This is a genomic window from Megasphaera hominis, assembly GCF_014269395.1.
Taxonomy (GTDB): domain Bacteria; phylum Bacillota; class Negativicutes; order Veillonellales; family Megasphaeraceae; genus Megasphaera; species Megasphaera hominis.
On the sequence record NZ_JACOGK010000024.1, the window covers coordinates 1 to 19,387 of the forward strand.

General features: G+C 48.6%; 8 protein-coding genes. 5 read left to right on the forward strand and 3 right to left on the reverse strand.

Annotated features, from left to right (window positions below; all coding sequences use genetic code 11):
* From H8J70_RS08590 to H8J70_RS08605, 4 genes are all read left to right on the forward strand, one after another.
* Positions 1-103, forward strand: a 103-nt coding sequence (locus tag H8J70_RS08590) for an IS3 family transposase (protein WP_186503584.1), incomplete at its 5' end; no start/stop codon positions are given.
* 133 nt (positions 104-236) lie between these two features.
* Positions 237-2,006 carry a site-specific DNA-methyltransferase gene (locus H8J70_RS08595; protein WP_222433649.1) on the forward strand — a complete coding sequence of 590 codons (1,770 nt, stop codon included), beginning with the start codon at positions 237-239 and terminating at the stop codon, positions 2,004-2,006.
* Positions 2,007-2,015: 9 nt separating this feature from the next.
* Complete coding sequence (locus tag H8J70_RS08600; protein ID WP_186503586.1) at positions 2,016-5,120, forward strand: type III restriction-modification system endonuclease; 3,105 nt, start codon at positions 2,016-2,018, stop codon at positions 5,118-5,120.
* 467 nt (positions 5,121-5,587) lie between these two features.
* On the forward strand, positions 5,588-6,526 hold the full coding sequence (locus H8J70_RS08605; protein ID WP_186503588.1) for a GIY-YIG nuclease family protein: 939 nt from the start codon (positions 5,588-5,590) through the stop codon (positions 6,524-6,526).
* 3,618 nt (positions 6,527-10,144) lie between these two features.
* Here the strand turns inward: H8J70_RS08605 and H8J70_RS08610 are convergent.
* The 3 genes from H8J70_RS08610 to H8J70_RS08620 form a co-directional block, all read right to left on the reverse strand.
* Entirely contained in the window at positions 10,145-15,517 is a 5,373-nt protein-coding gene (locus H8J70_RS08610) for a YadA-like family protein (RefSeq protein WP_186503590.1), read from the reverse strand.
* Positions 15,518-16,099: 582 nt separating this feature from the next.
* The gene (locus tag H8J70_RS08615) at positions 16,100-16,582 is read right to left on the reverse strand and encodes a ferritin (protein WP_186503591.1); all 483 of its coding nucleotides are present in this window, start codon (positions 16,580-16,582) and stop codon (positions 16,100-16,102) included.
* A 340-nt stretch (positions 16,583-16,922) separates the two neighbouring features.
* Positions 16,923-18,482, reverse strand: coding sequence for a nitrite/sulfite reductase (locus tag H8J70_RS08620; RefSeq protein WP_186503592.1), 1,560 nt, complete (start codon positions 18,480-18,482; stop codon positions 16,923-16,925).
* Between the two features lie 308 nt (positions 18,483-18,790).
* Here H8J70_RS08620 and H8J70_RS08625 point away from each other — a divergent pair, with 308 nt between their 5' ends.
* The gene (locus tag H8J70_RS08625) at positions 18,791-19,090 is read left to right on the forward strand and encodes a hypothetical protein (RefSeq protein ID WP_246415324.1); all 300 of its coding nucleotides are present in this window, start codon (positions 18,791-18,793) and stop codon (positions 19,088-19,090) included.
* Positions 19,091-19,387 lie beyond the last annotated feature (297 nt).

Genomic DNA, 19,387 nt, shown 5'->3' on the forward strand with positions numbered 1-19,387 from the left:
TAGATATCTTCATTGGTATAACGAAGATCGGATTAAGATGTCTTTGGGTGGCATGAGCCCGATACAGTATAGAATAAGTTTAGGCTTATTGCCTACAAAGTGAGGACGGTCCAAAAAAACGTCTGCACCCCCCAGATGAAAAATACGAAAAACTGGCAGCCCTATTTCCCAATGCCATTACTGAAACGATTGATGAAAACGGCAACGTCGTCCGGGCTATCGATAAAGACGTACTTATGCAGGAAATCAATACGGATGTTGTAGAAGGACCGCAGGAACGCTACCAGTTTACCTGGCCGGATAAACGGGAAGCAATCCGCTTGGCCAACGCGCCCATAGCCAAAACACTGCGCTTGGACCGGGAAAAATCTGTCGGCCGCGATGGCACCCCTGGCAATATCGACACAGAAAACATCTACATCGAAGGCGATAACCTCGATGCCTTGAAACTGCTGCGGGAAACGTATATGGGAAAAGTGAAGATGATTTACATCGACCCACCCTACAACACGGGCAATGACTTCGTCTATGAAGACGATTTTTCCCAAGACGCAGGCTTATATGCAGAAAACAGTGGTCAGACCGATGACGAAGGAAACCGCCTGGTGCAGAATACGGAAAGCAACGGGCGTTTTCATACGGATTGGCTGAATATGATCTATCCGCGGCTGAAACTGGCTAAGGATTTTTTGACGGATGATGGTGTTATTTTTATTAGCATCGATGACAACGAACAAGATAATCTGTGTAAAATATGTAATGAAATCTTTGGAGCCCAAAACTATGTGGCTACTTTTCCATGGAGAAAAAGAACTGCGAAATCGGATGTTCCCTTTGGCGTTTCTCAGGATTATGAATGGGTCCTTTGTTATGCAAAAAGCGATGCATTTATCGCTAGTATTGAAGGTAAGGGACGAAAATATTACAAGTCTCCTGATTTTCCGGGGAAAGAGTGGAGAATTCATGATTTAACAAAACAAACTACCGCTAGTGAAAGGCCTAATAGTTTTTTTACAATTATAAATCCTAGAACGGGAGAAGAATATCCAGCTAATCCGAATCAGACCTGGAGAATAACGAAGGATACATTTGAAGAATATGATCAAAATCATAGAATTGTGTTTCCAGGAGATTATGACTTTTTAAGAATATCTAAACCAGTGCTTCGGTATTGGAAAGATGATGATATGAAAAAAGATGGAGAAAATTTCGGCAAGGTAGCTGTGAGTACGAAATTCCCTGAAGACATAGGTATGTCGAAAGATGGAACGAAAGAAATTACACAAATTTTAGGAGGAAAATACTTTCCGTTCCCTAAGCCCTCTACTTTAATTAAATTTTTAATATCGATACATTCTTCAGAGGATGATATCATCTTCGATTTCTTTTCTGGTTCCGCGACTACGGCACAAGCGGTTATGCAACTAAATGCAGAAGATAAGAATAACCGTAAATTCATCTTAGTACAACTACCAGAATTGGTTGATGAAAAGAGTGAAGCACGTAAAGCTCATTACCAAACAATTTGTGAAATCGGCAAAGAACGGATCCGCCGTGCGGGAAAACAGATTAAAGAAGAAACAGGAACTGATATTGACTATGGCTTCCGTGTCTTTAAAGTAGACAGTTCAAACATGGCAGATGTGTATTACCGGGCGCAAGACGTTACTCAGGAACAAATGATGGAAATGTTTACTGAAAACATCAAGGAAGGACGGATACCAGAAGATTTGCTATTCCAGTCCATGCTCGAATTAGGGATTCCTCTTTCATCGCCAATTGAAGAAATCACAATTGACGGCAAAAAAGTCTTCTCCGTTGAAGATGGCTATTTGCTGGCCTGCTTTGACGATAAGGTAAGTGATGTAACCATTACGGAAATCGCTAAGCGGCAACCTTTTTATGCCATATTCCGCGATAGCAGCCTGGAAAATGATGCGGTCATGGCAAATTTTGAGCAGATTTTTGCCACCTATAGCCCGCAGACGGAAAGGAAGGTCTTATAAGTGGCGGACATGAAATTCAGATATACAATCCAGCAATACCAGACGGATGCAGTCAATAGTGTAGTCAATGTATTTAAAGGACAACAAAAGACAGACGATTCGACGTATATCAGAGATAAGGGGAATAGAAGAAAGGATGTCAATCTTTTCGAAAAAGAACCGGTTGAGGGGAATTTGGGCTATGCGAACGAACCGGTGCAGCTCGATGCCAATCAGCTTTTAAAAAATATTCACACTATTCAGGCAGAAAATATTATTACCCCATCGGATCAGCTCGTTGCCAATGGCTTAGGCATTTGTTCTCTTGATGTAGAAATGGAAACCGGTACCGGCAAGACCTATGTATACATCAAGACCATGTATGAATTAAATGCCCATTACGGATGGAGCAAGTTTATCGTCGTTGTGCCTTCTATCGCAATCCGCGAAGGTGTACGCAAGAGCTTTGAAACGACGCAGGAACACTTTATGGAATTATATCACAAAAAAATCCGTTACTTCGTGTATAATTCCAGCAAGCTCGATGATATTGATGACTTCAGCAAATCTTCTGCTGTGTCCTGCATGATCATTAATATGCAGGCTTTCAATTCCGCGTTCAATATTGAAAAGAATAAAGAAGGCCGCGGCGGTGATGCGGCTGCGCGTATTATTTTTACCAGCCGTGATGAGTTTGGCTCCCGTAAGCCTATTGATGTCATTGCGGCCAATCGCCCCATCGTCATTATGGATGAACCACAAAAAATGGGCGGCGATAAGACGCAAAAATCGTTGAAACACTTTAAACCCTTGTTTTGCTTAAACTATTCGGCAACTCATAAGGAACATCATAATCTTGTATATGTCCTCGACGCCTTAGACGCGTTCCAAAAGAAGCTGGTAAAGAAAATAGAAGTCAAAGGCTTTGAACTGAAAAATCTGCAAGGGGCCAACGGCTATTTATTCTTAGAAAGCATCGTTGTATCGCCAAGTAAACCGCCACGGGCACGTTTGGAATTTGAAGTGCGCCACAACACGGCTATTAAACGGGAAACGCATATCGTTGACGTAGGCGATAATCTTTTTGTCTCATCCCATGATATGGAACAGTATCGCGGCTATGTCATCAATGAGATAGATCCCATTCGTAACCTCATTTCTTTTACCAATGGCCAGACGTTACAGACAGGAGAAGTCACTGGTGATATTTCAGAAGAAGACTTACGCCGGATACAAATTCGGGAAACCATCCGCTCCCATTTCGAAAAGGAACGGGAACTCTACGGTAAGGGCATCAAGGTCTTGTCCCTGTTTTTCATTGATGAAGTAGCCAAGTACCGTAAGTATGATGAAGCAGGGGAAGAAGTCAATTCCCTGTACGGCCAGATTTTTGAAGAAGAGTACAACCACATTGTCAGCGAATATATCAACCTCTTTGATTCGGCCTATACGGACTACCTGCAAGGCATAGAAACCAGTAAGACCCATGCCGGTTACTTTAGTATCGATAAGCACGGCCATAAAATAGACAGTAAGATGAAACGTGGCAGTGAGGGTAGTGACGACATATCTGCATATGATCTCATCTTAAAGGATAAGGAACGACTCCTGTCTTTAGATAATCCTGTACGCTTTATCTTTTCCCATTCGGCGCTGCGTGAAGGCTGGGATAATCCCAATGTCTTCCAAATTTGTACCTTGAAGCACGGTGGCGATTCGCCGACACAAAAACGTCAGGAAGTAGGTCGCGGTCTGCGCCTGTGCGTCAATCAGAGTGGTCTCCGGATGGATGCAGGTGTCTTAGATGATCAGGTACAGGAAATCAACCAGCTCACAGTCATCGCCTCTGACGGCTATAAGCAATTCGTCTCGGACCTGCAAACAGGCATCCAGAGCGATCTTTATGAACGTCCTACGCAATTAACCCATGAATATTTTGAAGGCCGGCAGCTCGTGCTGGATGGTAATTTGATCACCATTACAAATAAGCAGGCAAACGCCATCATGCATTATTTGATTAAGAACGACTACATTGATGATGATAACCATCTAACCGCAGCCTATCGGAGTGCTGTCAGTGAAGGAAAACTGGCTCCGTTGCCGGAAATATGCCAGAGCATAGAAAAAGGCGTCCATGCTCTCGTGCAACGTGTATATGATCCCCATGCCCTCGATTTTATGATTCCTGATGGACATGCCCCAAAGATTCATGAAAATGACCTGAATGATAATTTCTACAAGAAAGAATTCCAGACCCTTTGGAACTATATCAATCATAAGTATGCCTATACCGTGTCCTTTGATAGTGATGAACTCATTGCCAAGGCCCGGGACCATATTGATGATAAACTCTTTGTATCCATGCTGCAGTACACCGTCGTTTCCGGAACGCAGAACGAAGGCTGGAGCTCGGATAAGCCCCAAAAAGGGGAGATGTTTGTCGTCGACAAGAGCAGAACCTTCGTAATGAATCCTGCAGCTAGCCAGGTGAAATACGACGTAGTCGGTAAAATCGCTGAAGGAACACACCTGACTCGCAGAACCGTCGCTACGATTTTGTCGAAGATTCGCCCAGTCAAGTTCGCCATGTTCCGTCAGAACCCGGAAGAATTCATCTCTAAGGTGATTCGCCTGATCAATGAAGAAAAGGCTACCATGATAGTGGAACACATTTCCTATAACCAGACGGAGGGAACCTATAATAGCGATATCTTTACCAGTGAAAAGCACACCGATTTTTCCCGTGCGTATCGAGCGAAAAAGAATGTTCAGGATTACGTCTTTGATGATGGCTATGCCAGAAACGGCGATAGCGTAGAACGTGCCTTTGCTAAAGATCTTGATGCGGCTACGGAAGTATGCGTCTATGCTAAACTGCCTAAAGGATTCGCCATTCCCACGCCGGTAGGCAACTATTCCCCAGACTGGGCCATTGCCTTCTACGTCGGCACAGTAAAACACATCTTCTTCATCGCCGAAACAAAAGGCTCCATGGAATCTATGGACCTCAAACCCATCGAACAGGCTAAGATTTCCTGCGCGAAAAAACTGTTCCAAAACCTATCGTCAAAAGATGTCGTCTACCATGAAGTAGACTCGTACCAGAGCCTGTTGAACGTCATGGACTCTATCTGATAAAAATTCCACCTGTTCAGTGCGGAGTGGAGAATTGAATCGAAAAACAGAATCACACTGAAGGCTTTAGAAGCCGGAGAGGATGTATGATGGCGGGAATATATACGTAGTTACATCAGTAATGGGCGGATTGAATGCTAGTGTTTTCTGCTATGGGTCTCTATCCCTTGTTATTTTATCAACCTCTATCGGCCGGTATCGCAGTATCATTTTATATATCAACCTCTATCGACCGCTTCGCGGCCACTTTCTCCGGTCACGGAGAAAGCCTTCCGTCACAGGGAAGGCACAGGGAGAAAGCATTCGGGTCATGCATTTTAAATTTAATAAGGGTTTTATTGTAAAACATTTCTTTCTTAGTATTTGAAGAACGGTGGCTTTCCCCGGCGTTCGACCGGGGAGAGTACGCGCGGCTCGTCCGCGGGGGAGAGAGGTAGGGTGTTGAAAAGCTGAAGGGGGTAAACCGCATGCCAAGGCGTGGCAAGAATATACAATTATATTTAATGGATGGTGAGGCTGGTGGCCGGATTAAGTGCACGCTGGCTAATTGGACTGGTGTAGCTTATAAGATCCCGCGGACGGAGCTGGAGCGGTGTCGTGATCGTCAGGATTTGAAGCAGAGTGGTGTGTATTTCCTTTTTGGCAGTTCTGATGAGACGGGCCGTGGTGTTGTGTATGTTGGCCAGGGCGGGGCGCGGAAGAATGGCGAAGGGCTTCTCATGCGGCTGCAGGCTCATAAGCGGAATCCGGAGAAGGATTACTGGACCGAGGCTGTGGCTTTGACGACGACGAATAATTCTTTAGGGCCGACGGAGATTAGTTACCTTGAGAACCGGTTTTGTAATTTGGCCTTAGAGGCAGGGCGTTTTGAGGTTAAAAACGGAAATGAACCGACACAAGGGAACATTACAGAAGAGAAAGAGTCGGAGATGGAGGAGTTCATCGACTATTCTAAGGTCATCATAGGCACGTTAGGCTACAAAGTATTCATCCCGCTCGATAGGACGAAGGAACCGGATCGTGATGATGCGGCCCAGGCGGAGGCGGTGCGGTTGCTGTATTTGAAGCGGACAATCAAAGGCGTAGGTCATATCGAAGCCACAGGGAGTCAGACGGCAGAGGGCTTCGTCGTCTATCGGGGCAGCGGGATTGCTACGCTTGATGATAATACGGTTTCGCAGGTCATGAAGGAGCGCAGAAAAAAAGCGATCCAAGCCTTTTCGGAAAACGGACATGAGGGACAAGCAGGTGAAGAAAGCGGCTGCGTCCTGCTGCAGGATGAGCTTTTTACCAGCCCGTCAGCAGCGGCTATGTTTGTCACCGGGAAGAATGCCTATGGCATGACTAGCTGGAAGACGGCTGATGGCGTGACACTGAAGGAACTGGAGAGAGAAGCGGGTTGTTGAGATTGCTTTCCCCGGCGTTAGACCGGGGAGAGTACGCGGTGCCTTCCCCGTGGCGGGCACAGCGTGCCTGTGTGCACGCTGTGGTTCTTGCGTCCGCAAAAAGGACGCAGGAAGGGGAATGGGTGGCCGCGTAAGCGGACGGGAGAAGCGTATCGTGCGCATTGGCTACCTGATTGAATTTTTCAATCAGGTAGTAGTAAGGCCGCAATGCCCGCACAGGGGCATTGCGCATTACGCTTCCGTCCAGGGAAGGCAAAATGGGGAAAGCCAATGTTTTATATAATTTAAATTTATTAGAAATTACAGTTTAGAAACTTTATTGTTTTTTGTATCAACCTCTATCGACCGGTATCGCATCAACATCATTACTACTAATTTCGACTCTTCCGTCACCTTCGCCGTATCGTGCACACGGGCACGATACGCCTTCCGTCACAGGGAAGGCACAGGGAGAAAGCACGGTATTTCCATAGAAAAAAGCCCGGGCGGCGTGTGCGTTTACGTCGTTCGGGCTTTTTCCTTTTGCATTTGAACTTCCTATATATCTTTCCCTGCTCCTTTGGGGGCGGAGAGGGATTGATACCGTTTGGTTATGGGTGTTCTATTTTTTTGTCTAATATGGCATTTTTATATTATCTATTATAGAGACTGATGGATAGGTCCGCAATTATACGAAAGTATATTGTTTTGGCCGGAGGATGTTCCAGGGGCGCTGCTTGGAGGTATGGATATGACAAGAAAGGCCCGGGCGTGTGCGGTCGCCCGGGCCTTTCTTGGTTCTTAGTCTTGTATGTGCATCCAACCTCTAAAGTGGGGGAAGAGTGATGCTTTGGTTCATTTGCTTTCCCCGGCGTTCGACCGGGGAGAGTCCGCGGTGCCTTCCCCGTGGCGGGCACAGCGTGCCTGTGTGCAAGAGGAGAAACTGGTAGCTAAAACGTGGAGCTAATAAAGCCTAATAAGCGGGGGAGAGAGGTGAGTTGTAGACAATTATATGTTTTATTATCAACCTCTATCGACCGGTATCGCATCAACGTCATTACTACTAATTTCGACTCTTCCGGCCGCATTGCGGCCACCTTCCCTCCAGGGAAGGCAAAATGGGGAAAGCCAATGTTTCATATAATTTAAATTTATTAGAAATTACAGGTTAAAAACTTTATTGTTTTTTGTATCAACCTCTATCGGTTCCTTTGGAACCACTTTCTCCGGTCTCGGAGAAAGCCTTCGCTTTATCGCATCAACGTTAGGGCTACTAATTGGCTCGAGACTTGATTTCATTCAAGTCTTGAGTAGTAACGGCGAATCGTGCACATTGGCTACCTGATTGAATTTTTCAATCAGGTAGTAGTAAGGCCGCAATGCCCGCACAGGGGCATTGCGCATTACGCTTCCGTCCAGGGAAGGCACAGGGAGAAAGCACACAGCGGTCCGCTTTAATGGCCAATGATTGGCTCCATTTTGATCCTGTTTATTTTGTGTATTCAACCTCTATCGGTTCCTTCGGAACCACTTTCTCCGGTCTCGGAGAAAGCCTTCGCTTTATCGCATCAACGTTAGGGCTACTAATTTCTCCTCTTTCGAGCGCTTCGCGCCCACCTTCTCCACATGGAGAAGGCATAGGGAGAATGCTAAAAAACCCACGTGACGAGGTGGGAAGTTTCCCCGTCATGTGGGTTCTTTTCTGCCAGCAGGCAGTTATGGGAAGCTGGGCGTTGGTTCCTTAGCGAAGGGAGCATATTTCTTTGAGAAAGATTTATTGATATACCAACGCCGTGCTGTACCATCAGTGTAAGTTCATCATGGTGATGCCGGACTCTGTTGTCCAATTTCGAAGTGGTTGTGGTAGGTTGTTGTTTGTAGGAACTGCGGAAGTGTAGGTGGGTTTAAGCCTGTCCGGGGCCTGCACCGGATACCCCCATATCCATTGCTGGTGCAGGCATGCCGTACGGGCTGTAGCGACTCTACTACTTCTTTTGACGCAGTGGTTACACTTTTCCGTGTCTTCGGATATATTCTTCCTTAACAATAAGAGAAAATCACGACCCCGTTAGCAGCAGGGTAATTTTTCTTATATATATCGTCAGATCTTGTCAACCTGTAAGAAACAGAACCGGTATCGTGTGCCGCGCCTTGTTTGTCTCCACATGTTTATCATAAACGGTCTACAATTACTTGTCAACTACGTGAAATAAAGTAGAAAATTTGTAAACAAAATGCCTGAAAACCGCATAAGATAGACTTTTGTGAGGTATTGTTAGCTTTGTGTGAATATTTCGTATGGAGAAATGAATATTGCGTTTTGCAATAATGGTTTTGGAAATGAAAAGAATTAGTCTAAATCGTAAAAAACAACAATTAGTCAAAGAGATAAGGGGAAAAAATATTTATTGATAATAAACATCCAGAATAGACTTAAAAGCGCATAAAATGGCCTTTTGTTTGATAGAAGATTAAATCAGTATAGTTTAAAATATAGCAAAATGATTGTCCATAGCGAAAAGACATATAAACGTACTGTTATTTCAATACCCAAACCGCATAATTGAATGGCTAACTATATAAGTTTTGCATATAACAAAAATAAACATAAAAAGTGTTGCTATTGCAATTGACAAAGGTACTGATACCCTCATACTAATGATCAAATGGAAATATGAACTGATTGGGGAAGGGGTGTTATGGAAAAGATGTCAAAATGCGAATTGTTCCTGTTTGCAGGGAGATTGCGCTTTATTGGCTGCTGGATTGAGACTAGTTGATGCTATGTGTTTTTGTGGATTCAACCTCCATCCCCGGTTATTAGGCTTTATCATATCAACGCTATTACTACTAATTTCGACTCTTCCGGCCGCATTGCCGTATCGTGCACACGGGCACGATACGCCTTCCGTCAAGGGAAGGCCATGCTCCCGACCACTTTCTCCGCTCTCGGAGAAAGCCTTCGGGGCCGTATACTTTGAGCCTGCTGATGTAGTTGATTTGGGAGCCTGGTTCTTTTTTTAGTATCAACCTCTATCGACCGCTTCGCGGTCACTTTCTCCGGTCTCGGAGAAAGCCTTCGGTTCATATGTTTTAAATTTACTAATGATTTAAGATTTGAGTCTTTATTTTTTTGAAGTTGGAAAGCGTTGGCTTTCTCCATTTTGCCTTCCCCGTGGCGGGCACAGCGTGCCTGTGTGCACGCTGTGGTTCTTGCGTTCGCAAAAAGGACGCAGGAAGGGGAATGGGTGGCCGCGTAAGCGGACGGGAGAAGCGTATCGTGCCTGTGTGCACGATACGGCCTAACTACTACTAGATTGAAGTCATTCAATCTAGTAGCCAACTAGTTGCCATAGCGTTGGTACAATAAAGCTCACTAACCGCGGTCGATAGAGGGTAATTTATAGACAATTATATGTTTTATCATCAACCTCTATCCCCGGTTATTAAGCTGCATGGAATCCACGTTATTACTACTAATTTCGACTCTTCCGGCCGCATTGCCGTATCGTGCACACGGGCACGATACGCCTTCCGTCAAGGGAAGGCCATGCTCCCGACCACTTTCTCCGCTCTCGGAGAAAGCGTGAAACGGCCCAGCTGATTTCTCAGCTGGGCCGTTTGTCTTACTTTATTTTTTTATTTGGTGATGGGTGTTCCGTAGATGTCGCGTTGGTCTTGTTGGTCTTTTTTGTTTTCGTTATTGACGCGTACGCGGTCTACTTTGTAGCGGTCGTTGTCTTCACCGGAGATGCGGTCTACGCGGAAGCGGCCGCCGGAGATGACTTGCATTTCGGGTCCGAATTCTTTTACGGCTTTCTGCATGGGTTGGTCCATGGGTGCGCCGTGCTGGAGGGCCCGGTAGAAGAGGGCTGCCCATTCGTAGCGGGTCATGGTGCGGTCGCCGTGGAAGTCGCCGTCGGGGTAGCCTTCGAGGTAGCCGTTACCGGCGAGGGTGGCTACGTATTTGTAGGCCCAGTGGTTTTCCGGTACGTCCGGGAAGTTCTTTGTCTGGTCCGGATTGAAGCCGTTAATGAAGGCGTTCATGCGCTGATCCATTGCGTCGAGGCGGGATTTGAGGGCTTTGTTTTCTGCCTTGAGGTCGAGGATTTCCTTGGCCATGGCGACGCGGGAGGTGGTTACGTGGTTGCTCTGGCCGAGCTTGAAGCTGACGCCGGCGTTGACCATGTTTTCGCCACCGCCGAAGCTGCCGCCGATGGAGAACATGGTGTCTTCGTTCGGGCGATAGAAGGCGCCGACGGATACGGCATGGGCATCCTTATAATTGCCGTAGCCGGCTGCAAAGTCCCACTTGTCGTCGGGATCGAAATCGAGCGGATGGAGTGCTGCGAGAGCGGCGGCTCCAGCGCCTACACGATTTACGCGGCTATCCAGTCTGTTGATGGAGGTGCCCAGCTGGCCGACGGAGTTGTTGATCTTTTCATCGAGGTTCTTCGTTACGGTGTAGACCTGGCCACCGTTGACGGCGTCCTGAGAGCCTTCAGAGATGTCGCCGTTCTTGACGTTGGTGATCTTAGAGCCGTTCACGTTGACTACTTCGTCGCCGAGGGTGACGGTCGTGTTGCTGCCGTTGCTGATGGACGTAATGCCCGTCAGGTCTTTGGCCAGACGCACTTTCAGGTTGTCTTTGCCGTCCGATACGACGCCGATGTTATCGGTGGTCGTCAATTTTGTTTGGTCTGTGATACCGCCGATGACGTTGACCTGGTTGTTCAGCTTCTTGGCAATGACGTCGCCTGTATCGCCGCCGTATTTCATGCCGTCGTCCAGAGTAGCTACCTGGTGTTCACCGGTCTTGTCTTCATAGACGATACGGGTGATGCCGTCTTTGCCGTCTACGCCGGTTGCGCCGTTGACGCCATTGGTGCCGTTATAGCCGTTCTTCACGGAAATATCGACAGCATTGGTGCCATCTTTGCCGTTCGTGCCGGCCGGGCCTGTGAGGCCGATATGGCCGACGCCGTCTTTACCGTTAATGGCGACAGCATCTTTGCCGTCAGCACCTTTGATGGAGATACCATCATTGCCGTTGATACCGACTTCGCCTTTGTCACCTTTGACAGAAATACCGTCCTTGCCATCGATGCCGACACCGGACTTGCCATCCTTGCCGTCGACGCCGATATGGCCGTCCACACCGTCCTTGCCGTCTTTACCAGGGCCGCCAATGTTGAGGTTTTCGGAAAGATCGACAGTGTATTCCTTGCCGCCTTCGGCATTGGTGCCTTCCGTAACGGTCAGGTTCTGGTTGTTTCCGGCTTTAACGGTCGTGTGCTTACCGGCTTCTTCGCTTACGTTCGTAATCTGCGTGTTGATGTTCTTGATGGCGTCAGCGTTCTTGCCAACTTCGTTGGCTACGCTGTAGAGCTGGCTGCCATTTACGGCATCGGTGCTATCGGCGCTGATCTTGCCGGCAGCTACGTTGATAATCTGCCGTTCGCTGCCCTGGGCGCCTACGCTGACAACGCCAGCCGGGCTGGTGCCGGCAAAGCCGCTGTATTCACGGGTCGTGCCGTCAGAGAGGGTAATGGTGCCCTTCGTTTCACTCGTAGCAGCACGGTCGGTGGATGCAGAGCCGAGGACGACGCTGCCCGCCTGGGTCGTCGTCACGCCACTACCCAGAACGAAGGTATTTTCCTGTTCTACCTTATTGCGTACACCTACGGCAGCAGAATTTTGTGCCGTTACATGGTTGCCGTTACCTACGGCAGTGGAAGAGAGCGCCGAAGCTTCATTGCCTACGCCGAGAGCAGAGGACCATTGGCCCGTAGCTTTGTTCGAATAGCCTACAGCTGCGGCCCGGTCGCCCGCTTCGGAATAGAGGCCGGCTGCCAAGCTGAAATTGCCTGCCTTGCTGTTATCACCAATAGCGACACCGCCGGCAGATGTTGCGCCTGTACCGATGGCGATGTTGCCAAAGAGATAGTTGCTGTCCGGCGAGCCGGCTGTAGCGCCATCGCCGATGGCAATACCGCTCTTGCCGATGGCCTGGCTGCCGTGGCCAATAGCCGTTGCATTCGTTTGTGTCGTTTTAGCGTCAAGGCCTATGGCTATACTTTGCTCGCCATATGCATACGCATTCACGCCGGCTGCCAGAGAATCATGGCCTTTGGCACCGTCATTGTTGTAGTTGGAGCCAGCGCCCTGTTTGCTGCTCCTTACACTGTAGTAGTGCGTAGCAGAAGCGGAAACGGAATCGTTTACTACTTGGTTCAGCTGGGCCAAGTTGACGGCGTCTGTAGCTGCCGTGCCGGTTGCTACGTTGGTGATCTTCGAGCCATTCATGTTGACTACCTTGTCGCCGAGGGTAATCGTCGTATTGCTGCCGTTGCTGATAGACGTAATACCCGTCAGGTCTTTGGCCAGACGTACCTTCAGGTTGTCTGTGCCGTCCGATACGACGCCGATATTGTCGGTGGTCGTCAATTTTGTTTGATCTGTAATACCGCCGATGACGTTGACCTGGTTGTTCAGCTTCTTGGCGATGACGTCGCCTGTATCGCCGCCGTACTTCATGCCGTCGTCCAAGGTGGCTACCTGGTGTTCGCCGGTTTTGTCTTCATAGACGATGCGGGTGATGCCGTCTTTGCCGTCTACACCGGTTGCGCCGTTGACGCCATTGGTGCCGTTATAGCCGTTCTTCACGGAGATATCGACAGCATTGGTGCCATCCTTGCCATTCGTGCCGGCCGGGCCCGTGAGGCCGATATGGCCGACGCCGTCTTTGCCATTGATGGCGACAGCATCTTTGCCGTCAGCACCTTTGATGGAGATACCATCGTTGCCGTTGATGCCGACTTCGCCTTTGTCGCCCTTGACGGAAATGCCATCCTTGCCATCGATGCCGACACCGGAAACGCCGTCCTTACCATCGATGCCGATGTGGCCGTCCGTACCGTCCTTGCCGTCTTTACCAGGGCCGCCAATCGTGAAGGTATCGGAAAGGTCTACAGTGTATTCCTTGCCGCCTTCTGTATTGGTGCCTTCCGTAACGGTCAGGTTCTTGTTATCCCCGGCCTTGACGGTCGTATGCTTACCGGCTTCGGTGGTGACGTTTGTAATCTGCGTGTTGATATTGCTGATGGCGTCAGCGTTCTTGCCAACTTCGTTCGCTACGCTGTAGAGCTGGCTGCCGTTTACGGCATCGGTGCTAGTGCTGGAGATATTGCCGGCTGCTACGTTGATGATCTGACGTTCCTGGCCTTGAGCACCGACACTGACCACGCCTACAGGGCTGGTGCCTGTGAAGCCGCTGTATTCACGTGTAGTGCCGTCGGAGAGGGTAATGGTGCCCTTCGTTTCATTCGTAGCGGCCCGGTCGGTAGAAGCGCCGCCAAGGACGACACTGTTATGCTGGGTTGTCGTAACCTTGCTGCCCAGGACAAACGTATTTATCTGCGCTACATTATTGCTTACGCCTACGGCAGCAGAACTTGCTCCGCTTACCACGTTAGCATTCCCTACAGCCGTAGAGGAGATTGCAGTCGTCTGGTTGCCTACGCCCAGGGAAGATGAAAAACCTCCCGTAGCATGATTCGAATAGCCTACAGCAGCGGCCCGGTTGCCAGCTTCGGAATAGAGACCGGCTGCCAAGCTGTAATCTGCAGCCTTGGTGTTATCACCGATAGCAATACCGCCGGCAGAAGAGGAACCTGTACCGATGGCGATGTTGCCATAGAGATAATTGCTGGATTCGGAACCGGCTGTAGCGCCGTCGCCGATGGCTACACCGCTCTTGCCGATGGCCTGGCTGCCGTTGCCAATGGCTACGGTATTACGGGCGCTTGTCAGTGTCCCATTACCGATGGCGACGGAGCTGGAGCCATTGGCCGTAGCACTCGTGCCGGCTGCCAAGGAGTCACTGTTTTGGGCAGCGGCTGCTTTACCAATAGAAATGGCATGTTCGTGGCTGGCAATAGAATCTGTGCCAATAGCAATGGTATCTTCGTCGCTGGCTGCGGCATTCGTGCCGATGGCAGTAGCATTCAGTGCTGTCGCTTTGGTCATGCGGCCCATGGCGTTCGTGTTATCGGCGACAGCCCGGGCGTTGAAACCGATAGCTGTCGACTCTTTACCCAGGGCAACAGGGGAAGAGCCAATGGAAATGACGTTGCGCGTATTCGTCGTGGTGCCATAGGCAGTGGTGACACCTTGAGCCGCACCGTTGGCAAAGTTACCGATCATGACGCCGCGGTCGTTATTGGTATTTTCGCCGCCTGCCTGATTACCGAGAATAATCGTACGGTCCAACGTAGAGTTATACCCGGACAAATGGCCCATGAGGATGTTACCATCACCTACGGTCATGCTGCCGGCAATGCCACCGATGGCAATGTTGTCATCACCAGACAGCCCTTGAGCTGCTCGGGCACCGATGGCGATGTTCGCACCAGAGCCAAAACCTGGGAATGTCTGATTCTTGCCGTCGTTACTGGATAAACCTTGTCCGGCATAGTCCCCTAAGAGAATGTTGTGGCCGGCATTTGTGTCCGTAATGTTTTCACCGGCACCACTGCCCAAGGCGATGTTGCCATAGGAAGCGGCGTTATGGCCGGCATCTTTACCGATAAGAACACTGGGACTACGGTTGCCATCAGCTACAGCGGCCTGGTTTTGTTTGGCTGTGTCACTTTCGATGTAGCCTGCCTGGAAACCAATAGCAACGCTGTAATCCTTTTTGGAGTTGGCACTGGCCTGGGTACCGATGTTGACGTTCTGGATATTCCAGTTATCTGGCGTGCCCTTGCCAGCGTCTTCACCAATGGAAATGACGCGGCCGCCGTCGGCTGTCGCTCCGACACCGATGGCGATGTTATCCCGCTTGCCTACAGTCGTACGGTTATTCGGGTCCTGAGGATTGCTCATGTCATCACGGCCAGCTGTACTGCCATCACCAATGGCAATGGAGCCGGCCGTTACAGCCGTGCCCGGCACAATGCCGCCATTGGCAAGTGGAGCTTCCGCCAGCGCTGCAGAAATGGGCAGTGCCAAGGATGCCGAAAGACAAAGAAGGAGATACTTTTTTTGCTGTTTGTCATACTGATTGCCCCTTTTTTTCGCAAGTGAGTCGGCTTGCTAGTCTTTGCATCTGGGGGAAGATGCAAGAAGAGGAAGAACGTATTTCTTCCAGGTGTGAAGACAAAAAGGCGCAAGGTAGTAAGACACTCTTTAAGTTAGAAGTTAAAATTATAAAATATGAAAGAGTGTACCTTAAACTTATAATAAAAAGGGGTCATTTTACTGTCAATGTTAAATACTTATTAATACGAAATATTCGATAATAGAAAATTATGATTGATAGCGGCAAAACAGGCTGTACTATGATGGTTTTGCCAAAATGGGGCAGAAACGTTCAAAAATGGGGCAGAAACGTTCAAATAAGTAAAATTTTTTTTCTCACTTATGGATATTGGCAGGCAATGTAGTGTGTAGAAGCGGCTCTGACCGTGTAAGGAGCCCTAAAAAAGCACAAAAAAAGAGCAGCAACAGAATGATCAGTTCTATTAGCTGCTCTTTTTTTGTATGGAGGGGTACCCTTTGGGAAGGAGGGAACCTTGCTACTAAAGTGGGGTCTTACTGTGCGTTCAGTTTGGAATCGACAAACAACTGGCTTGCACGGCTGTCACCGGCAAAGGTGAATTCATCGACCAGATCGCGGGCGATGGCTTCTTCTTCGACCTGTTCGTTGACGAACCAATCGAGGAAGTTTACTGTTGCATAGTCTTTTTCTGCTGTTGCCAGTGCGTAGAGTTCGTTGATCTTACCGGAAATGAGCTGTTCGTGGGAAAGGACGATTTCAGCTGCTTTCAGCGGATTGTCTACTTTGGTTGCAGAAGATTTGATGTCGCCAAGAGTAACGCTTTCATTGCGTCTGCCGAGGTAGTCTACAATCTTAAAGGCGTGATTCATTTCTTCCTGATAGTGTGTGCGCAGCCAGCCGGAAAATCCTTTGAAGCGTGCGTCAGCCATGGAAAGGGAGAGTGCCAAATACAGATAGGCAGAGTTGAATTCAAAAATTACTTGGTCGTTTAATGCTTTTGCTAAATTCTGATTCATATACATTACCTCCTCGGCGAAACTACTTGTTTGCTTATCTCTAAGTACAGTTATATTCTAACACATTAAATAGTAAATATCAACGGATAATTGTAATTTTTTAATAAATTCATAGAAGAACATATAGCTATACAAAACAGAAAAATAAACCCATAAGAATGGCTTAGGTATGGCGTTTTTCTTATATTTTGGCTGTCATATGATATGATAAATTGATATATTAAGATTAGGAAAAATGACCAATTTTTGCTAATTTGTTATCAAATAATTTAAATAACAAATAAAATACAGCAGCCCGAAAACGGACTGCTGTATGGATAACGTATATTTTTGGCTATGTCTATTCGTACTTCTGTACGAGGGCTGTGAAATCAGCGACATGGGCAGGATACCAGGCAAGGAACGGCGACTGGGCGGCGTTGAGGATTTGTGTCAGTTCGACGAAGAAATCCGGTACCTTGTCTTCGACGATGGTGCCGACAGGATCGCTCATGTGTTCTTTACCGACTGCGTAGTTACCGCCGGCGTAGATGAGGAAGGCCGGGACTGGTTTGTCGTCGACGCGCTTGGACGAGCCGCGCAGGCCCAAGGCCCCGAGCTGCTGTGTCGTGCACGTCGAGGCGCAGCCGGAGAAGCGGCATTGCGGCAAGAGGGATGTATCGAGGCCTTTTTCTTTCAGTGTCTGGAGGACGCGGACGAGCATACCATGAGAATCGCGCAGGCCTTGCTGGCAGACCGTGGCGCCGATGCAGGAGACAGAGTTTTCAAAGGCTGTAACGGCAGCATCGCTTTCTGTAATGGCTGCGATCTGGCGGGCTTCAGCAGCTGTCAGGTTGATGATATATGCCGTTTCATCGGCATTGAGGCGGATTTCTACACCGTCCAGGTCAGAAGCGGCTGTGAGGAGCTGGTGGAAGACGCTGATATCCGGCGTGCCACCGGTGGGATGGTAGGCTACATAGTAGAGGCCGTCCTGTTTCTGGGCGTGAATGCGCGGGTTCGAAAGGACCGTGTCGTCTTTGCCGCTCTTGGTCAAAGCCGGTTCGGCTGTGACCTGCAGGCGGAAGTTTCCTTCGGTGCGGGCTTTGGCAACTGCTTCGCGGACGATGCGGCGGAATTCGTCGTCACCGAACTTAGTAAGGATGAAACGGGAACGGGCGGTGCCGCGGTTTTTGTAATCGCCATGGTCCATGTAGACATGGGCATAGCCTAAGACGTAATAGGGAGTATCGGCCGGGTCGATTCCTTCGTCGACGCAGATGCCGATACGGGAACCGTTGACGCCGAAGCCGCCGCCGGCGTAGACGTCGACTTTGCCGTCCGGACGGGCGACGAAGCCCAGATCCTTGAAGGTAGCGTGCCCTTCGTTGTCGGTGCCGTTGGAGAAGCTGATCTTGTATTTACGCGGCAGGTTCAGGCTGGGAATGATGTTCATGACGAAATCGGCCGTGCCTTTGATGTAGGGTGTAAGGTCGAAGTATTCCTGAGGATCGACGCCGTGGAGCGGGCTGGCCGTAAGGTTACGCGGGTTGTCGCTGCCGGCACCGTAGCAGTATACGTCGTGATCGAGACAGTCCTGATAAAGATCGAGGAGTTCTTTTTCTTTTAAATGATGTACCTGCAGTGCTTCGCCGGTCGTGAAATGGACCAGTGACGGCTGGTACGTGTCCAAGGCGTGGATGAGAAATTTCATGTTGGCCTGGGTAATAGCGCCGCCGGGAAAACGGAGACGCAGCATGCATGCTTCGCCGCCTTTTTCACCGTAACAGCCGAACTTGCCCGACGTCCCCTTGTATTTCGCCGGGGGCAGTTCTTTAGCGAAAAAAGCGTGCGTTGCTTCTGCAAATTTTGGGAAACGAGAGCGGATTTCTTCTTTTGTTTCCGGTGTGATTCCTGACATAATACATACCTCCTAATTTGTCTACTGTACGATAATAGGTCTTTCCCTATTATACAGCAGATTGTTCAATATACCCATAGGAAATTATAGCAAATATCACTTTTTTTGTCAGGTATTAGAATGTAATTCGCTACACTTTTAGAACATAATTCTATTACTAATACTCATGTATTGGAAAAGTGGTACTGGAAGAAATGTCACAGTTTTCTACAACGAATTGTCGCTCATTTGGTATATCTTTGTCATAGAATTGTCACATTCGTTCGCTATACTGTGTAGTATCAAAAGGGAAGAGGAGTTGACCCACTATGATGAAACTAAATAAGATGTTAAAAATGGTAATGGTCCTTGTCGTGACGCTCGTAAGCTTTAGCGGTGCGGCACTGACGGCGCAGGCTGCCGGCCCGGGCGGCTGGCACAATGACCAGCGTTGGGAACAGCGGGACAACCGTGGTGATCGCAACTGGCGCAATGACCGCAGACCGGAACCGCCAAAAAAAAAAATACACGGCCAGCGACAAGAAAGCCGATATCGCCATTGGCGTGGCAGCCGTGGCGGCAGTCATCGCCCTTTCGAAGTAAGCCACGATAAAGAGTACGGCCGCTAAGGCGTACCTTGAAAAAACAGGCTCTGCCAGACAGGAACTATCCTGCGGGCAGAGCTTTTTTGCGTACTTTTTTCGCAGCTCTTTTGCCTTATGCAGGTACGCAGGCAGGTAACATAGAGTTGACAAAAATTTTTTTAAAATGGTTTTTTATAAGTGTAACAAATTTGAACAAAAGGGCGTGGGAAACCGTTTTATGTAGCCTGCGAGAGCCGCTTTTCATGTCCTTTTACGCACCCGTTACGTAGATATATAATAGTATGGCGGACATACATATGTCCTTTTGTGCGAAAATATTAC

Coding starts and splice junctions, on each gene's coding strand:
- H8J70_RS08595 (WP_222433649.1), top strand. CDS start 237: ATGCAGGAAATCAATACGGATGTTGTAGAAGGACCGCAGGAACGCTAC.
- H8J70_RS08600 (WP_186503586.1), top strand. CDS start 2,016: ATGAAATTCAGATATACAATCCAGCAATACCAGACGGATGCAGTCAAT.
- H8J70_RS08605 (WP_186503588.1), top strand. CDS start 5,588: ATGCCAAGGCGTGGCAAGAATATACAATTATATTTAATGGATGGTGAG.
- H8J70_RS08615 (WP_186503591.1), bottom strand. CDS start 16,582: ATGAATCAGAATTTAGCAAAAGCATTAAACGACCAAGTAATTTTTGAA.
- H8J70_RS08620 (WP_186503592.1), bottom strand. CDS start 18,482: ATGTCAGGAATCACACCGGAAACAAAAGAAGAAATCCGCTCTCGTTTC.
- H8J70_RS08625 (WP_246415324.1), top strand. CDS start 18,791: ATGATGAAACTAAATAAGATGTTAAAAATGGTAATGGTCCTTGTCGTG.